Annotated in this window: 19 protein-coding genes; 11 read left to right on the plus strand and 8 right to left on the minus strand. The window is 59.6% G+C overall.

The window, feature by feature from the left end; all coding sequences use genetic code 11:
• Positions 1 to 34: 34 nt before the first annotated feature.
• A complete protein-coding gene (locus FMN63_RS08340) occupies positions 35 to 997 on the plus strand; it encodes a hypothetical protein (protein ID WP_148583507.1) in 963 nt (320 codons plus the stop codon).
• An 80-nt stretch (positions 998 to 1,077) separates the two neighbouring features.
• Here the strand turns inward: FMN63_RS08340 and FMN63_RS08345 are convergent, their stop codons facing one another.
• Both FMN63_RS08345 and FMN63_RS08350 read right to left on the minus strand, forming a co-directional pair.
• The gene (locus FMN63_RS08345) at positions 1,078 to 2,262 is read right to left on the minus strand and encodes an NAD(P)/FAD-dependent oxidoreductase (RefSeq protein WP_148583508.1); all 1,185 of its coding nucleotides are present in this window, start codon (positions 2,260 to 2,262) and stop codon (positions 1,078 to 1,080) included.
• A 170-nt stretch (positions 2,263 to 2,432) separates the two neighbouring features.
• Complete coding sequence (locus FMN63_RS08350) at positions 2,433 to 4,439, minus strand: methyl-accepting chemotaxis protein (RefSeq protein ID WP_148583509.1); 2,007 nt, start codon at positions 4,437 to 4,439, stop codon at positions 2,433 to 2,435.
• 258 nt (positions 4,440 to 4,697) lie between these two features.
• On the opposite strand from FMN63_RS08350, the gene FMN63_RS08355 reads away from it, so the two are divergent.
• On the plus strand, positions 4,698 to 5,573 hold the full coding sequence (locus FMN63_RS08355; RefSeq protein ID WP_148583510.1) for a DMT family transporter: 876 nt from the start codon (positions 4,698 to 4,700) through the stop codon (positions 5,571 to 5,573).
• Between the two features lie 24 nt (positions 5,574 to 5,597).
• Here the strand turns inward: FMN63_RS08355 and FMN63_RS08360 are convergent, their stop codons facing one another.
• A complete protein-coding gene (locus tag FMN63_RS08360; RefSeq protein ID WP_148583511.1) occupies positions 5,598 to 6,488 on the minus strand; it encodes a YihY/virulence factor BrkB family protein in 891 nt (296 codons plus the stop codon).
• A gap of 163 nt (positions 6,489 to 6,651) precedes the next feature.
• On the opposite strand from FMN63_RS08360, the gene FMN63_RS08365 reads away from it, so the two are divergent.
• Complete coding sequence (locus FMN63_RS08365) at positions 6,652 to 8,340, plus strand: acyl-CoA dehydrogenase family protein (protein ID WP_502706267.1); 1,689 nt, start codon at positions 6,652 to 6,654, stop codon at positions 8,338 to 8,340.
• Between the two features lie 3 nt (positions 8,341 to 8,343).
• Here the strand turns inward: FMN63_RS08365 and FMN63_RS08370 are convergent, their stop codons facing one another.
• Together FMN63_RS08370 and FMN63_RS08375 are read right to left on the minus strand one after the other, a co-directional pair.
• Positions 8,344 to 8,910, minus strand: coding sequence for an MgtC/SapB family protein (locus tag FMN63_RS08370; RefSeq protein WP_209001018.1), 567 nt, complete (start codon positions 8,908 to 8,910; stop codon positions 8,344 to 8,346).
• Positions 8,911 to 8,998: 88 nt separating this feature from the next.
• Positions 8,999 to 9,430: a DUF4399 domain-containing protein gene (locus FMN63_RS08375; protein WP_148583513.1), complete on the minus strand. Its 432-nt coding sequence runs from the start codon at positions 9,428 to 9,430 to the stop codon at positions 8,999 to 9,001.
• Between the two features lie 205 nt (positions 9,431 to 9,635).
• On the opposite strand from FMN63_RS08375, the gene FMN63_RS08380 reads away from it, so the two are divergent.
• Positions 9,636 to 10,088, plus strand: a complete 453-nt coding sequence (locus FMN63_RS08380) for a host attachment family protein (RefSeq protein WP_148583514.1) — start codon at positions 9,636 to 9,638, stop codon at positions 10,086 to 10,088.
• A 116-nt stretch (positions 10,089 to 10,204) separates the two neighbouring features.
• Positions 10,205 to 10,792, plus strand: coding sequence for an exopolysaccharide biosynthesis protein (locus FMN63_RS08385; protein ID WP_148583515.1), 588 nt, complete (start codon positions 10,205 to 10,207; stop codon positions 10,790 to 10,792).
• 17 nt (positions 10,793 to 10,809) lie between these two features.
• On the opposite strand, the gene FMN63_RS08390 is transcribed toward FMN63_RS08385, so the two are convergent.
• Entirely contained in the window at positions 10,810 to 11,841 is a 1,032-nt protein-coding gene (locus tag FMN63_RS08390) for a sodium:calcium antiporter (RefSeq protein WP_148583516.1), read from the minus strand.
• A gap of 144 nt (positions 11,842 to 11,985) precedes the next feature.
• On the opposite strand from FMN63_RS08390, the gene FMN63_RS08395 reads away from it, so the two are divergent.
• The 4 genes from FMN63_RS08395 to FMN63_RS08405 all read left to right on the plus strand — a co-directional run bounded on the left by FMN63_RS08395 (position 11,986) and on the right by FMN63_RS08405 (position 13,402).
• Positions 11,986 to 12,189 (plus strand): hypothetical protein, encoded by a 204-nt coding sequence (locus tag FMN63_RS08395; RefSeq protein ID WP_148583517.1) that lies wholly within the window; start codon positions 11,986 to 11,988, stop codon positions 12,187 to 12,189.
• 188 nt (positions 12,190 to 12,377) lie between these two features.
• Complete coding sequence (locus tag FMN63_RS29380; protein WP_153297096.1) at positions 12,378 to 12,539, plus strand: hypothetical protein; 162 nt, start codon at positions 12,378 to 12,380, stop codon at positions 12,537 to 12,539.
• 129 nt (positions 12,540 to 12,668) lie between these two features.
• Entirely contained in the window at positions 12,669 to 12,917 is a 249-nt protein-coding gene (locus tag FMN63_RS08400) for a hypothetical protein (protein WP_148583518.1), read from the plus strand.
• A 110-nt stretch (positions 12,918 to 13,027) separates the two neighbouring features.
• On the plus strand, positions 13,028 to 13,402 hold the full coding sequence (locus FMN63_RS08405) for a YkvA family protein (RefSeq protein WP_148583519.1): 375 nt from the start codon (positions 13,028 to 13,030) through the stop codon (positions 13,400 to 13,402).
• A 47-nt stretch (positions 13,403 to 13,449) separates the two neighbouring features.
• On the opposite strand, the gene FMN63_RS08410 is transcribed toward FMN63_RS08405, so the two are convergent.
• Complete coding sequence (locus FMN63_RS08410) at positions 13,450 to 13,890, minus strand: translation initiation factor IF-3 (RefSeq protein ID WP_148583520.1); 441 nt, start codon at positions 13,888 to 13,890, stop codon at positions 13,450 to 13,452.
• Positions 13,891 to 14,220: 330 nt separating this feature from the next.
• Here FMN63_RS08410 and infC point away from each other — a divergent pair, with 330 nt between their 5' ends.
• Together infC and FMN63_RS29635 are read left to right on the plus strand one after the other, a co-directional pair.
• Positions 14,221 to 14,760, plus strand: coding sequence for a translation initiation factor IF-3 (gene infC, locus FMN63_RS08415; RefSeq protein ID WP_148583521.1), 540 nt, complete (start codon positions 14,221 to 14,223; stop codon positions 14,758 to 14,760).
• A gap of 168 nt (positions 14,761 to 14,928) precedes the next feature.
• On the plus strand, positions 14,929 to 15,105 hold the full coding sequence (locus FMN63_RS29635; RefSeq protein WP_205513926.1) for a hypothetical protein: 177 nt from the start codon (positions 14,929 to 14,931) through the stop codon (positions 15,103 to 15,105).
• Positions 15,106 to 15,218: 113 nt separating this feature from the next.
• Here FMN63_RS29635 and FMN63_RS08425 read toward each other — a convergent pair whose 3' ends face one another.
• Positions 15,219 to 15,809, minus strand: coding sequence for an HAD family hydrolase (locus FMN63_RS08425; RefSeq protein ID WP_148583522.1), 591 nt, complete (start codon positions 15,807 to 15,809; stop codon positions 15,219 to 15,221).
• Positions 15,810 to 15,860 lie beyond the last annotated feature (51 nt).

The following is a 15,860-nucleotide window of genomic DNA, read 5'->3' on the forward strand; positions in this document are numbered from 1 at the left end:
CGCCGGGGCCAGTTTGAACCGAGCCGGAGCGCGCATGTCAGCCGAATTGTCCTCAGCCAACGATGTCATCGTCACGGCGGTGTCGGGCTATGAGCCGAAACACATGGCTGCCTGGTACAATTCCCTAAAGGCAACGGGATATCGCGGCCGGACGGTCGCCGTGGCTTATGACGTCAGCGAAGCCCTCGTGGAGTACATGAAGCACATGGGCTCGCTCGTCATCACGTTCAATCATGACGCCGGCAAGAAGCGCTATTCCTACTCGCAGCTTCAGGAAGAGATCGCCGACCATTCCGATGGCGGCAAACTTTATACCGACAGGCGCTGGACCTGGAACAAGCGCTTCCTGCGCTTCAAGGACAAGATCTACGATCGGCGCTTCTTTCACGCCAGCCACCTTGTGAAACAGCGTCTCGATGCAATTGGCGAGCCCGTGCGCTTCGTCGCCTTCTCGGATGCCCGGGACGTGGTCTTCCAGTCAGATCCATTTGCCTGGATGGAAGATAATCTTGCTCCCGCCAAGGATCTGCTGATCGGCGAGGAAAGCATCACCCATGAAGATCCCTGGAACCGTCGGAACGTTCTGAAAACCTATGGTCGCCATGCCTATGATCGTGTGGCCAAGGTTCCCGTATGCTGCGCGGGCTATTTCGCGGGCCGCTATGAGGCCATGATGGATTTCATGCTGGCGGTCTACTATTTCGACCAGACAAAACGCAGTGGCGATCAGGCCGCCTTCAACCAGCTTCTGACCTTTTGCGGCTGGAAGGAAAAGGCAGAGAAGGTGAACTGGCAGGTTCCCTGGCTGCTGCATGCGGTCAGTGCGAACGTCGGCCCGAATGCGCCGGGTTTCTGCATGCCGAGGGAAACCGCACCGGTGTTCGAGGACGGCTTGGTCAAGACCTTCGACAAGCAGCCCTACGCGATCGTCCACCAGTACGACCGCAACGAGGACATGACCGCCTATTTCCTGGAGAAATTCGGCAAGGTCGAATAATCGGCGCTATCGGCCGCGGGCAGTGAGACCACCTGGATCCCAGGCCCGCCGCCTCCGTCAATCCTTTCAGACCGGGGAGCTCAGGCCTCCGGCAGCAGATCGTCGCGCCATTGCTCGCCGACGACCCGGCGGGCCATCATGTGCGAACGCGGCGAATTGATGCTGTCGACAGCAATCAGCCGGCCGTCCTGCAGATAGGCAACATAGAACTTGTTGTTCTCAGTCGACCCCACGACGCGGATATCGTCATAGCCTTCCGACAGACCCGCGATCTGCAGCTTGATGTCATACTGATCGGACCAGAACCACGGCAGCGGATCGTAATCGACCTCGTGCCCCAGAAGGGCCTGGGCAACCGCCTTGGCCTGGTCAATCGCATTGTGCACGCTTTCCATGCGAACCGAGCGCTGGTAGCGATTGGAGTAAAAGCGCGTGCAGTCGCCTGCGGCAAAGATGTCCGGATCGCTGGTCTGGCCGCAGCCATCCACCAGAATCCCGTTGTCGACCTCCAGGCCGGCTTCGGCGGCAAGGTGATCATTGGGCTCGGCGCCAACGGCAACCAGCACCAGCCCGGCCGGAACCGTCTCTCCCGTCGACAACCGCACACCGGTGACGCTGTCACCGCCCTCGATTGCCTCAATGCCCGTGTTGAGAAGCAGGTTGATCCCATGCCCCTTGTGCAGGCCGGAGAAATAGTCGGAGACGGCCTGGCTTACCACACGCTTCATCGGACGGTCCTGCGCCTCGATGACCGTGACCGACTTGCCGAGGGTCTTGGCGACGGCGGCAACTTCCAGACCGATATAGCCTGCACCGATGATGGCAACCCGGCTGTTCGTCTGCAGGATCTCCCGAATCTTGTCGACATCGGCAATCGAACGCAGGGTGACCACGCCCTTCTTGTCGGCACCGTCCAGTTTCAGCATACGGGCGTTGGTACCGGTCGTCAGAACCAGCTTGCCATAGGACAGCGTGTCACCGTTCGCCAGGGTCAGCCGCTTGGCACCCCGGTCGATGGCAACGACTCTCGTGTTGGGAATATGGTCGATGTTGTTGGTCGTGAAGAAAGCCGGCGGGCGCAACCACAGGCCTTCGGCGCCGATCTCCCCGGCGAGAAATTTCTTGGAAAGGGGCGGACGTTGATACGGAGGATGCGGTTCGTCGCCGATCAGGCGCAACGGCCCCTCGAATCCACCCTGCCGCAGGGACTGAGCGACCTGGGCTCCGGCTTGTCCTGCTCCGATGATGACGATGTCTTCCTGCATTCCGCTTCGCCCTCTTTGCGCTTGGCCGGTCCGGCGGAGTGCATGCCGGCCGATTGTTTGTGTGCATGGCTAGCACGAAGAAACGCGGGCCGCCAGAATGGCGAAACGCCGCGTCGGGTTCGACACGGCGTTTTTGTGATTTTCTGCGCTTGAGGCGAAGCAGTTCGGGCTCAGGCGCTGCGCACGCCTTGCAGGAATTCGGCAACTTCCTGCCGGATCAAGGCCCCCTGCTCGCCGAGCGATTCCGCAAGCTGTTCCACCTCGGAACCATTGCAACGCGCAATCTCGGCCGCTGAGCCGACAGCCTCCATGCTCGAAACCCCCTGTTCGGAGCGGGCGGAGGCACTGGACACATTCTGCGAGATCGCCTGAACGGCTTCGTCCTGCTGCTGCACTGCGGCCGAAACGGCCGAAGCCAGGCCTTCCATGTCGGAGATGATCCGGTTGACGTCCTCGATAGCCTGAACCGCCTGACCGGAAGATCCCTGGATGGCCTCAATCTGGATGGCGATATCCTCGGTGGCTTTCGAGGTCTGGTCAGCAAGCTGTTTCACTTCGGCGGCAACCACCGCAAAGCCCTTGCCGGCCTCGCCCGCGCGGGCGGCCTCGATGGTCGCGTTCAGTGCCAGCAGGTTGGTTTGATCGGCAATATCGCGGATCAGCCCCATGACCTCGCCGATCCGGTCGGCCGCGCTGGACAATTGCTGCATGGTGGCCACGGTGGAAGACGCACTCTGCACCGCCTGCTGCGCCACTTCGGTGGATTTGTTGGCCTGCCCCGCAATCTCGGCGATGGACGCGGCAAGCTCTTCTGCCGAATGCGCGGCGGAGGTGACGTTTTCCGCAGCCGTGCGCACGGCCTCGGCCGCCTCTCCGGACTGGGTGGCAACATCGTCGGCCGACTGTTCCATAGACTGGGAGGTCTGGCGCAACTCATCGTTGGCCCGGTCGAGACTGTTCAGCGCGGAAGACACTGTGCCATCGAACCGGCCGATTAGCGCATCGAGACGGGCAACGCGCTCTTCGCGCCGGCGGTTTTCCTGATCCTGAGCCGATGCAAGCTCTGCCCGCTCCACAGCATTGTCGCGGAAGACCTGAACGGTCCGGCTCATGGAGGCCAGCTCGGTGTTGCCGTGATCGTCCGGCAGGTCGAGGTCGGTCTGGCCACTGGCAAGCGCCTCCATGGCCGACTGCAGCCGCGCCAGCGGACGCGCCACCGATTGACCGATCACAAGAGCGATGGCCGGAAGCAGCACAAGCAGGACCAGGATAGTCCCGCCGATTGCGTAGGTTGCGATAGCCCGGGCTGTCTCAAGCTGCTCGGCGGCCTCTGCCTGGATCCTCTTTGCGGCAGCGCTCAGGGCGTCAACATGCGGCGGAACAAGTTCAAACAGGCTTCCCAAAAGCTCCGAATGTTCGCTCCGCTCCTTCTTGGTGGCGGTGTAGTCGTCAAAAGTCGTCTTGTATTTGGCCATGTTTTCGGCCAGCTCTGCCTTGACGGCGTTGGACATGTACACTTTCTGCAAGAACTCTTCGAAGGCGGTGTACTCGCTTTGAAACGCCTCCTGCGCAGCCTCTGTGTTGGCGAGCGTGAACTCCCTTTCGGCCAGTTGTACGGCCAGAATAGCGCGGGCCAGCTTCTCGAAATCCGGCCCACCGCCGAACTTCATCTCTTCCGACAGGCGATGCTTGAACGCCCCGGCGTAGTCGTTGAGCGCCGCCAGATAGCCCTGCGTCGCGTCATATCCGATCTTCTGCTGTGCCGCGTCGAGCATTTCGAAAGCACCTCGGGTGCCTTCCAGCGTATCCCTGACATCGGCAATCTCTGCGGCATAGGCGGCAGCTGCGGGATTGGTCGAGACCGTCTCCAGAACCGCGCCAGCTTCGTCGAGCTTGACGTTGAAGCTCTGGAACGTCTCGACGGACGGTTTGCTGAGGTAACGCTCTTCAATCGCACGCAGTGTCGCGGCGCCTTCCGACAAAGTACCGACCTGCTCAGCCAGTTCCGAACTGCTGCTCATGCGGGCGAAGGCTGAATTCAACTCCCCCTGACTCCAGAAGAAGACGCCGCCGATGGCCAACAGACCGACAATGGTGAAAAGACTCAGGGCCAGGATTCGGGCCTTGACGGACAGGTTTGAGAATAATTGAAAAGACGATTGAGATCTGACGTCCACCAGCGTATGTCCTCTGGACCAACGGATGGGCCATCGCCATCGATGTTTGCATCCACATGTTGATCGATCTGAAAGTGTCCACGCACTTTGTCTACGCTTGTTTTCCCGTAGGGTGAGCAAACACTTATGTTTGCGCGTAAGTTACGATTATAAGTGCCAATTTACGGTTAACATGCCCGTAAACACTGCCGAACCGACGTTAACCTAGGTGTGGACCCTTAACTCTCGTCATCTTCGACATCGTCACTGAGGCTGCAATTGAATCTCCTCGCCAGAGCCGCACCGGCCATTTTTGTTCTTCTGTGGTCCACGGGCTTCGTCGGGTCGAAACTCGGCGCACCCTACATTGAACCCATGGTGTTTTTGACCGTACGCTTCGCTGCGGTGCTGCCGGTGCTTGTCCTGCTGGCAATCGTCCTGTCGAAGTCCTGGCCGAAAACGCCCGCCACAATTCTCCACTGCATCTTCACCGGCATGCTGGTTCACGGAATATATCTTGCCGGCGTGTTCTGGGCGATAAAGCAAGGCATGCCGGCTGGTGCATCTTCGATCATCGTCGGTCTTCAGCCCGTGACGACCGCCCTGATTGCGGTCGCGATGGTTGGAGAAAGCATTTCCCGCAGGCATTGGCTCGCGATGGCTATCGGCGCTATCGGCCTTGCATTCGTTCTTGGCCCGAAACTCGACCTGGCCGGATCGGGCATCACGCCTGTAACGATTTTCGTCGTTCTGCTTTCCGTGGTGGCCATCAGTCTGGGTACCGTCTACCAGAAGCGCTTCGTGCAGCAGACAGACCTCATGTCGGCAACCGTCTGGCAATACGTCGGCGCTCTTCTGGTCACGATCCCCCTCAGCCTTACGGAAAGCTGGCAGATCACCTGGTCGGGTGAACTGATTTTCGCAATGACCTGGCTTGTGCTCGTCCTGTCCGTCGGCGCGATACTGCTGCTGATGCTGCTGATCCGCGAAGGCGCTGTCTCCCAGGTCGCCAGCCTGTTCTATCTGGTGCCCGTGGCAACAGCGGTGGAAAGCTATTTTCTCTTTGAAGAATCTCTTTCACCCATGCAGATCGCCGGCATGGTTCTGGTGATCAGCGCGGTTTTGACCATCCGCAAGCGGCCTGCAAAAAGTTAGAGCCGGCTTACTGCAAATCCGCGGTCAGGCTTCGGTTTCCAGCGCCAGTGCAAGCTGCTCCTGACGGCGGCGCCAGAAGCGCCGCTGGCGGGCAATCGCGGCATTGAGCTCGCCCCCCAGAATGAACACCAGCGAGCAGATATAGAGAAAAATCAGCGCGGTCATGATCCCCGCCAGACCGCCGTAGGTGGAAACGTAATTGGCAAAGCTGGCGAGATAGGCACCGAAGGCGCTGCCTGCGATGATCCACATGAACAAAGTGGCGAACACTCCCGGCCAAAGATCGCGGAAGGTGCGATGCCCCGCCGGCAACAGCCAGTGGGTGATGAAAAGGCCGATGATGAGCAGCGATCCCGCCAGTGTGTATCGGGCGACGTTGATGGACAGCAGGAAGGTCTCGATCTGCGGCACCACAACCTTCAGTCCCTCGATGGCGAGCGGCGCCAGAATCACCAGAAACGTGTAGGAAAGCAGAATAGCGGCCCCCAGCAGCACAAGTCCGATCGACTGCAACCGCAACAGCACGAAGGAGCGGTGTTCGTGCTGCCGGTAGGCCCGGTTGAGCGCCGTGCGCAGCGCCTCCACCCCGTTGGAGGAAAACCACAGGGCGGCAACGGCACCGAACGTCACGAGGTCGCCGCGGCGAATGGTCAGGACGTTCTGGATTTCCTGCACGACCGGTGAGGCAACACTTTTCGGCCAGGCGTCGAACAACAGTTCCGACACCGTATCGGCAGCACCGTTCATTCCCAGAAAGGCCGCCAGAGAGGCGATGAAGATCAAGAGCGGAAAGATGGCCATCAACCCCGACAGCGCCACATGACTGGCCATTGCAAAGCCGTCGTCACGGGCGAAGTGACCTATGGCGTCCTTCAGCACGGCATAGATCAAGAAAACTGTCTGTCTTGCGCTCATGGTTCATGATGTGGCCCGCGCCGGCGCAATTCGTCAAGTCTGGGTGGCGAAAACCGCATCCTCCAAAAGGTCTATAAATTCAGGCTCGACAAATGAGGGTGTGCAACGCAACATAGCTTCAACAAGAAGCGCTGCTGCGCAACAAATGAAAACGGAGACCGCCATGCCAACCGCAGCCATGCCAGCCGCAGACACACCCGCAAGCCTGAGCGAGCGTACGGAAGCCGCTGTCGCTACGCTTGACCATCTGCTCAATCTTGCAGCGCAGCGGGTGCGCGCCCGCGTGAGCAAGGACGGCCGCATCTCCTCCCGGCGGATGGAAGAAGAACAACGGGCAACGCACGGCCTGGCCTGGTTCGCAACCTATGTGGAATCCCTGCGCCAACTGGATGCCTATGCGAAACGGCTGAGTTCCGAGGGCCGCTACGGCACTCTTGAAGACCACATCGTCCAGCTGGGTTTTGCGGAATTCCTGGCTCAGATCTTCGGTGGCATTCCCATGAACCAGGGCGAAATCGTGCGCCTGCCGGATCTGGGCGTTTCGAGCGAAGAAGCGCTGGATTTCCAGACAGCGGAGATCCTGTCCCTGATCGAAAGCGGAAGCCGGCCGGAGATCCGCAGCGAAATCACGCGCCTGATCCGCGACCAGGCCGGTCATTCCACCTTCGGCGACCCCGGTCTCGACGAGACCATGGAGCAGATCCGCAACGAAATGCGGCGCTTCGCGGAGGACAACGTCGTCCCCAACGCCCATGATTGGCACCTGAAGAACGACTACATCCCGCTAGAGATCATCGAGCAGATGTCCGAACTCGGCGTGTTCGGTCTCACCATTCCCGAAGAATACGGCGGGCTCGGGCTTGGCAAGGAGGCGATGTGCGTCGTCTCCGAAGAACTTTCCCGCGCCTACATCGGTGTCGGGTCACTCGGCACACGGTCGGAAATCGCGGCGGAACTTATCCTGTGCGGAGGCACCGAAGAGCAGAAACAGCATTGGCTGCCGAAAATCGCCTCCGGCGAGATCCTGCCGACAGCCGTCTTCACCGAACCCAACACCGGCTCCGACCTGGCCTCCCTGAAGACCCGCGCCGTGAAGGATGGAGACGTCTGGAAGGTATCGGGCAACAAGACCTGGATCACCCATCCGGTCCGCGCCGATATCATGACCCTGCTGGCGCGCACGAACCCGGAAGAGCCCGGATACAAGGGCCTGTCGATGTTCATCGCGGAAAAGCCGCGCGGCACTGACGAGGAGCCTTTCCCCGCGGAAGGCATGAGTGGCGGCGAGATCGAGGTGCTCGGCTACCGGGGCATGAAGGAATACGAAATTGCTTTCGACGGCTTTGAGGTGAAGGGCGAAAACCTGCTTGGGCAGGTCGAGGGCGAAGGCTTCAAACAGCTTATGCAGACCTTCGAGGGCGCCCGCATCCAGACTGCCGCCCGGGCGTTGGGCGTCGCCCAGTGTGCTCTGGACCTCGGGCTGAAATATGCGGAAGAACGTGTGCAGTTCGGCAAGGAACTGGTCAATTTCCCGCGTGTCGCTGACAAACTGGCCATGATGACGGCCGAACTGATGATTGCACGACAGCTCACCTATTTCTCGTCCTGGCAGAAGGATTCCGGCAAGCGCTGCGATCTGGAAGCTGGAATGGCAAAGCTGCTCGGAGCCCGCGTTGCCTGGGCGGCAGCTGACAATGCGCTGCAGATCCATGGCGGCAACGGCTTTGCGCTGGAATATGCGATTTCCCGTGTCCTGTGCGATGCCCGCATCCTGAACATTTTCGAGGGCGCTGCGGAAATTCAGGCGCAGGTCATAGCCCGCCGCTTGCTGGAGACGCGCGGCAACGCCTGATATTCAGCGCGCCGCACGCTCGCCTGCAGGCGTTTCAGCCTGCGCATCGCGATCCCTGTCTGATCCCTTGTCCGGGGCACTGCCCCGGACCTGAGGACCGAGTAAGCCTTGCACACGGCCGATGACCGCCAGGACAATCACCACCATGAGTGTTGCAAGGCCTGCCAGGCCGATCTGACCGACACCACAGGCCGTACCGATCGCGCCGGCAAGCCACATGGATGCACCGGTGGTGACATTCTTCACTGAACCGTTGCGGGAAAAGATCAGACCGGCAGAGAGAAAGGCGACGCCAGCGGTAACCGCTTCGACCAGACGGAGCGGATCCACGTTGACGTTGCTCGCCCCGGAGAAGGGAAGATCGGCAAGTTCCTGACTGATCAGGAGAAACAGGCACGAAGCAAACGCGATCAGCATGTGGGTCCTGAGCCCGGCATCCTTGCCGCGCTCTTCGCGCTCGAACCCGATGACACCGCCCAGAACAATGGCCGCAATCATTCGCAGAACAAGCACGTCCAGAGGCACCGCTCCGAACCCGAGGTCCATCTCAGCGACAAGCCGGTCTACCATGGTCGTTCCTTGTTGCGGGTCAGTCAGCATGAGAGAGCAACGCCGCAACAAGGTGTTCGTTCCGGAAAGCTACCGGCTTTGACAGCCCCTATTCGACGGTAACAGTGATCTTTTCGGACATCACCGGCGGGTTGTGCGGAATGTGCGACCAGTCGCCCAGAACAAGTTGCAACGTGTGCGTGCCTGCCGGAAGCTCGATGGTGGTTTCCGTCTGCCCGCCGCCAAAATGCCTGTGGTTGTCATCGGCCGGAATAGGTTCGTTGAGCTCCTCACCCTCAAGGCTGTCATCGATGATCAGATGATGATGACCGGTGTTTTCCTTTTCCGTACCAGCCGGTGCGACACCCATGCCGGCAAGGCCGAACTTGATGTTGACCGGATTTTTGACGGTATCGCCGTCTTTCATATTGATGAAATAGAGCTTCACGCCGTCCGGCGCCGGGGTTTCCCCAGCCTGGGCAGCAACACTGGCGAGGCCGAACACGGCGGCAGCTGCAAACCCGATTGCAAGTTTCTTCATGGTTTTTTCCTTTCAAGAACGGATTGCGTGATTGGTCCGTATGACCTTTTTCAAATAGGGCGTAACAGCAGTCACCGTAAGCCCCGTTCCGCCTTTCCCGCGCAGGTCGTCTTATCACGCGTCCAAATTGTCACAGGCATTCGCAGGAACGCTTCCGGCAGTTCGGCGTTTTCAGATAACGAACCCAAAACTGCAGGAGTGCGACATGAAGGATTCGATCCGACTGAAACATGATGGCTGGGTGGTCGTCGCCGACGGCTCCAAGGCACTTTTCCTGACCAATGCTGGCACGGCGCAGCATCCCAACCTTACGGTGTTCCGGAAGGAAACGCAGGACAACCCGCCCAATCGCGAACAGACGTCAGACCGCCCCGGGCGCATGAGCGACGGCCCCCAGGGGCATCGCAGCGCCGTACAGGAAGCTGACTGGCACGCACTTGCGGAAGACGATTTTGCCACCGACCTTGCCGACCTGCTTTACAAGCGCGCGCACAAGGGCAAATTCGACGAGATCGTTCTGGTTGCCGCACCTTCGGTTCTCGGGCAGGTTCGCAAACACCTTCACAAGGAAGTCAGCGACCGCATCGTTGCGGAAATCGACAAGGATCTGACCAACCATCCCGTCGATCGCATCGAAAAGCTTGTTTTTGGCGGATAGCCCCAAACCCGGCTGACTACGGACACGCCGCCCGGCAAACTCAGGCCGGGCGGCAAACGGTCGGCCGCAGCGACATCGCTGCCGAACAGATCGCACCCACCCGAACAGGAAAGACGATGACCGCTGATCCGGACACGGACCGGCCCCTGACATCGATTATCGACCGGGTCGCAGAAATCACGAGAGAGGGCCCAGTCTCGCTGGATCGCGTCGTCGGCGCATTCCAGCATGCCGGATTCGCGGCGATGCTGCTCGTGCCCGCGGCAGCAGTCGTGACCCCGCTGAGCGGCATTCCCCTGTTCTCAAGTCTGTGCGGAGTGACCATCTGCCTGATCGCGGCGCAGTGGCTGCTGAAACGTGACCGGATCTGGCTACCGGCCTGGCTGGGCCGGCAGAGCCTTGAGGGCGACAAGGTTCGGCTGGCAATGCTCAAGCTGCGGCCTGCCGCCCGATGGCTGGACGACCACTCCAGAAAGCGGGCCCGGTTTCTTTTCCGGCAACCGTTGCGGGCCCTGTTACCGATCGCCTGCCTCATGTTTGGCGCCCTGATGCCTCTTCTGGAGCTTGTGCCGTTTTCATCATCGCTTCTTGGCGCGGCGGTCTGCCTGATTGCTGTCTCGCTCCTGACGCGGGACGGGCTGTTCGCCCTGATTGCGCTTCTGCCCGTCGCGGCCGTCGCCTGGGCGTTGACTGTCTTGCTGTAACGGCTTCCGCCTACGGATCAACCCAGTGCCTGCAGGGCGATTGCACCGCCATAGATGCCGAGCAGGCTGACACTTTCAAACCCGATCCCGCCTGGGCCGGACTTCTGGCGCACGAGCAACCCCAGAAGAAGGATCGCGGTCATCACCAGCCCGATTGCCAGCCAGAAATAGTCCTGCGAGGAGACGGCCTGATACAGCGAGCCGTCGCGATACGCGATATCCGAGAGGGTGAGAAACAGCGTATCGAAGGTGTTGCCGCCCACAATGCCGCCAATGGCGAGCTGCAAGGCACCCCGATGCACGGCTGCGAGCGTCGTCACAAGTTCAGGCAGCGACGTGACGACGGCGGTCATCAAGGCTCCGACCAGAGACGCATTGAGGTTGAAACGATCCGTCAGCTCACCGGCCACCTCGGCCAGCACCCAACCCATGGAAGCAAGAACAAGCATCAACCCCGAAAAACCGGCAATCAGCCACATGTTGCCGTGCAGATCCTGTTCTGCCTCATCCGGGCTGTCCGGGTGCGTCTCGGACGTATGCACCGCCTGCCACATGGGCTGTTGGTGCACGCACCGTTGCGCCATCAGACCGCCAAAGTAGACAATGACCAACGCATAGGAAGCCGGGTGAACGCCGAGGAACGTTATTTCCGGAGTGGTGTAGGCAACCAACGGTATTGCCAGCAACAACACCAGAAGAGCGCATTGAAAAAGATTGGAAACATCCGCGGCAACATGCTCCAGGTTCGCGCGCCGGTAGACGATATCGGCGATAGCCAGAAAGGCTGTCTGTGCAGCAATTCCGCCCACACCATTCGAAAAAGCCAAAGACGCACGGCCGTCCAGAGCCGACGTCACTGACACAACGGTGCCGGCAAGAGAAGTCGCGGCTCCCAGCAGAACACCACCGACAAGCGCCTCGCCCAGGCCGGTCCGGTCGGCGATGCGGTCGGCCTGCCCCGTAAGGCGAATGCCGCTCACCAGAATGACGCCTCCCGCGCCCGCGAAAATCGCTAGCAAGACCCACAACGGCAGACTGTCGAAACTCATATGAACGGTGTCTCCCTTGAGATGCACGGACGTCTGGGTGGTCAACTTGAGGTGTGGCCCCTGAGGCAAACGGTTGCCGCGATCTGAAGTTCCCTCAGGGAACGATCTGGCGCCTTGTGCGTTTACGAAGCAATGCAGGCTGCAATGCAGGCTGCCAGATGGCAATATCGCGAGGTAGTGACGATGATCTATCACGGCTTTAATGACGATGCGGACAGGCACCTTGCCATACTGCGTGAACGGATCAGAGACAGGGAGGCTTCCAGTTGGAAACAACTGGCACTTGGCTTCGGTTTCACCGGCGTCATTTTTTCGCTGCTCGCTCTGATTTTCCTGATGTCCTACTGACCGGATAGCGAGCGCGACCTGCAGCTCTTGGACTTGAAAATCCGAGGTGAGCGCATCGCGCAGGCTGCAGTACACACGCGGCGCCAGGTGCTTTCGCAAGGCCGAAGCACCGGGAAAGCCTTCCAGTAGAGCGCTGAGCCGAAGACGCCTTCGGCGATTGCCAACCCCTTGAACCAATTGAGGAAGATATGTCTTATAATGATCGTGCAGAAGCACAGGACGAAAAGGTCGTACTGAAAGAGAACGAGGCCAAGCAGGGCCTTGAACTTGGCGAGATGCGCTATGTCCTGGCCATCGGAACGGCAGGTGCTGTGGCCGCGTTGGCGGTTGCTGGGTACGTTTTTCTGTAAGGCACCATTTGTGGAACCTTCATGCCCGCATCAGTGGGGCAAGTGAGAAATGACTTCGCGGGCCCCTTCGGCCAGCGGACATCCACAATACGAACGCCCCGATTGCCTGTTACACCAGGAGTATCCATCATGACCAACACGACCAATGAAGTTATTGCCCATATTCTGAAGGACGACTCGCGCAGCAAGAACGAGCGGGTCGAAGAACTTCTGAAAATGCGTGAAGATGCCCGGGCCCTTCAGCGAGCTGCAACGGAAAGCCCGATGGGCGGCGATACGCCCGACACCTCCGGCCTTCGAGAAATCGACCGTGCACTGGAACGCCTTGGTCAGGACGACCCGGCAGAGGCGGAGGAAAACAGCGCCGCAACGCTCTAAATCACATGTCCTTGAGCACACCTGCATCTCCGGCGCAGGTGTGCTCAAAGTTGAATAGCACGGGCACCAAGCCTATCTTTACCAAAGGGACAACCATCACAGGCGGCACGATGAGCACCACCTTTGAAGACCTTGGCTTCGACCCCGAGATCCTCGGACCGGAAGAAGAGCAGAAGAAAACGATCCGGCAGAAGCTGATGTCGACAGCCCGAAAGGCTGCGCGTCAGGTGCCCTTCATGGAAGATGTGGTGGCCGGATATTTCTGCGCACTCGATCACACGACGCCCAGCAAGGTGCGCGCGACGCTGTTGGCGTCACTGGCGTACTTTGTGCTGCCTCTGGATACGATCCCCGATTTTCTGATCGGCATCGGCTTTGGCGATGATGCCACCGTGCTTCTGGCCGCAATTGCGATGATCCGCAGCCACATCCGGCCGGAACACTATGAAGCGGCGAAGGAAGCTTTGAGAGACGGCGAAATCTGACTGCGCTCTTGATGCGGAGGCGCTTGGCCTGATCGCTCCATGCCCGGTCAGGCTCCCTTGGGCCTGTCCCTTTGCTCCACCCCCTTGCCTCCAAACCAGCAGCCGGACGTCCTTCCGGCAATCAACCAGTAAATGCCACCGGCGATGAAGCCGGCTGCAAGCGCAACGGCGCTGCCGGGCCTGAAGGCAGTGTCCGGGGTCTCGGCACCAAGTGTCCAGACAGCAAACGCGATCAGGCCGGCTGCGCCAACATGAAACAGGAAACTGCGCAGCCTTGCCGCCTCCGCCACAGCAATTGCCACGGCGGCTGGTGCCAAGGCCGTGGCACCGACAACGCTTGCGCCGACGAGACCGCTGCCGACCATGGTCGCAAACGCGATTGGATCGGTTTCAGGATGCCCGGCCCGGAAAAAGCCCCAGGCCAGGAACAAGCCGCAAGACAGAACCGCGAAGATAAAACCGAACGCGATTCTGAGAAGCTGCAACATGAATTTCCCGCCGTCCAAATCGGTATCCTTCCTTGATATGGGCAAGCTGACTGCTTACTTGACCATCTGCCGGTGCGATTGCAACCTTTGCAAACCGGCAGGCACCTGACTGGCCCTGAACCGGCTGGCCAGCGCTTGAGGCCCTGAAAATGTGACCGCCTGTCGAAAACGGTGTTTTCGCTTGACTTTTTGCCGGTTTCGCAGGACTTTGAGAGATGGTGTTAGGCCATAACCATATCAGCACCTTGGTACCAGCGTTCCGAGGTTTTTTGTGTATGGATCGTAGCCAAGACCTAACGCCAAGTAGAAACGAAAGAGGAGTTTGCGACCATTCGCCGTCCGTTCCGCGCCCCGCCTCCTACGAAGGAAGGCCCGCGCACAAACCATGAAATTCGCGTTCGCGAAGTCCAGTTGATCGATCATGAAGGCGCCAACCGTGGCGTCATCCCGACAGAAGAGGCGATGGGCATCGCCATGGATGCCGGGTTGGATCTAGTTGAAATCCAGCCGAATGCGAATCCGCCTGTCTGCAAGATCCTGGACTATGGCCGGTACAAGTACCAGGCTCAGAAGAAAGCAGCAGAAGCCCGCAAGAAACAGAAGACCGTCGAGATCAAAGAGATCAAGATGCGTCCGAACATCGACACTCACGACTACGAAGTGAAGATGAAGAGCATGTTGCGGTTCTTTGACGAAGGCGACAAGGTGAAGGTCACACTCCGTTTCCGGGGCCGCGAAATGGCCCACCAGGATCTGGGCATGAACCTGCTCAACAAGGTCCGTGAGGAAACCAACGAAATCGCCAAGGTCGAATCCTCGCCGAAGCTGGAAGGCCGCCAGATGGTGATGGTGTTGGCGCCGATCAAGTAAGCTTCAGCGCACTAGCGCATTCGAATGTCTGAAAACCCCGCTTCGGCGGGGTTTTCTCGTTTTCAGGCGGAAAACTCACCCTTTTGAAAAATGCTCTTCCGGCATGTCACATCGACTGCAGCTGTCTTGTCATTCCCCGCGAGCCGCAAGCGTGTGCAGGAGAAGATGATGAGGAACGAAGGGAATGCCTTGACCGGACTTCGAAAGCCAAACCCGGCGAACGATCGTGAAAAGATAGACATCGCCGTCGTTTTTCACAGTGGCTATGGGCACACGGAACGTCAGGCAGCGGCAGTCAGGAATGGTATCGAGGATATCGACGGACTGCCGGGATTCGGTGACTGAGGAAGATGGCGGCATCGTCCAGACCACCGCGCTGCAGATCCGGGACGGCAAGAGGCCGAGAGCAGACCCATTTTTTGACCTGAGCAGCACAGGTCGTAACACGTCTTGCAGCTTTATCCGATCAGCAGGTTCACATCCACGACTGGCATCCCAGCGTTATGCGCTGCCTCAAGTCCCTGGTGGCTGTCTTCGAACACAAGGCACTGCTTGGCCGCAACACCAAGCCGGGAAGCAGCCTCAAGGAAGAGATCGGGCGCCGGTTTGGCGTGGGCAACATCATCGATAGTGACCACCGTTTCGAACAACGGCAGCAGCCCCGTCTCCTTCAGCGACGCCAGCACCACCTCCCTCGGCCCGCCCGAGGCGACCGCCATCGGCATTTTGCCGTGAAACCTCCGCGCGATAGAGCTTATGACTTCGATCTCGCTGACGTCGCCAATCCGGGCCAGCACCGCCGAGCGCATTTCGCGAACCGCCAGATCGCGATCCACCGAAACCCCATGCTCGGCGTCATAGTCATCCAGAAGCACATGTTCCGACATGCCGGCGCGGGCATGGTACCAGTCCGGCTCCATATGATGACCGGCAGCCTTGAAAGCATCCTGCCAGGCGCCGGCATAAAGGGCCGGCGTTTGCACCAGCGTTCCGTCGCAATCGAAAATCAGGGCCTGCGCCTGTTGAAGACGCGTCTCCAGCTCGTTCATGTCAGTCAGCTTTCAGTGTGGCTTGTACGCAATTCGATATTGCCAAGGATA

Source organism: Stappia sp. BW2, assembly GCF_008107695.1.
GTDB lineage: Bacteria > Pseudomonadota > Alphaproteobacteria > Rhizobiales > Stappiaceae > Roseibium.

Excerpts from the sequence above, each read along its gene's own strand:
- FMN63_RS29380 (WP_153297096.1), top strand. The coding sequence starts at position 12,378 with ATGTCTTATAATGATCGTGCAGAAGCACAGGACGAAAAGGTCGTACTG.
- FMN63_RS08375 (WP_148583513.1), bottom strand. The coding sequence starts at position 9,430 with ATGAAGAAACTTGCAATCGGGTTTGCAGCTGCCGCCGTGTTCGGCCTC.
- FMN63_RS08390 (WP_148583516.1), bottom strand. The coding sequence starts at position 11,841 with ATGAGTTTCGACAGTCTGCCGTTGTGGGTCTTGCTAGCGATTTTCGCG.
- FMN63_RS08345 (WP_148583508.1), bottom strand. The coding sequence starts at position 2,262 with ATGCAGGAAGACATCGTCATCATCGGAGCAGGACAAGCCGGAGCCCAG.
- FMN63_RS08340 (WP_148583507.1), top strand. The coding sequence starts at position 35 with ATGTCAGCCGAATTGTCCTCAGCCAACGATGTCATCGTCACGGCGGTG.
- FMN63_RS08410 (WP_148583520.1), bottom strand. The coding sequence starts at position 13,890 with ATGTTGCAGCTTCTCAGAATCGCGTTCGGTTTTATCTTCGCGGTTCTG.
- FMN63_RS29635 (WP_205513926.1), top strand. The coding sequence starts at position 14,929 with ATGAGGAACGAAGGGAATGCCTTGACCGGACTTCGAAAGCCAAACCCG.
- FMN63_RS08400 (WP_148583518.1), top strand. The coding sequence starts at position 12,669 with ATGACCAACACGACCAATGAAGTTATTGCCCATATTCTGAAGGACGAC.
- FMN63_RS08395 (WP_148583517.1), top strand. The coding sequence starts at position 11,986 with ATGCAGGCTGCCAGATGGCAATATCGCGAGGTAGTGACGATGATCTAT.
- FMN63_RS08425 (WP_148583522.1), bottom strand. The coding sequence starts at position 15,809 with ATGAACGAGCTGGAGACGCGTCTTCAACAGGCGCAGGCCCTGATTTTC.
- FMN63_RS08370 (WP_209001018.1), bottom strand. The coding sequence starts at position 8,910 with ATGGTAGACCGGCTTGTCGCTGAGATGGACCTCGGGTTCGGAGCGGTG.
- FMN63_RS08385 (WP_148583515.1), top strand. The coding sequence starts at position 10,205 with ATGACCGCTGATCCGGACACGGACCGGCCCCTGACATCGATTATCGAC.
- FMN63_RS08405 (WP_148583519.1), top strand. The coding sequence starts at position 13,028 with ATGAGCACCACCTTTGAAGACCTTGGCTTCGACCCCGAGATCCTCGGA.
- FMN63_RS08360 (WP_148583511.1), bottom strand. The coding sequence starts at position 6,488 with ATGAGCGCAAGACAGACAGTTTTCTTGATCTATGCCGTGCTGAAGGAC.
- FMN63_RS08365 (WP_502706267.1), top strand. The coding sequence starts at position 6,652 with ATGCCAACCGCAGCCATGCCAGCCGCAGACACACCCGCAAGCCTGAGC.
- FMN63_RS08380 (WP_148583514.1), top strand. The coding sequence starts at position 9,636 with ATGAAGGATTCGATCCGACTGAAACATGATGGCTGGGTGGTCGTCGCC.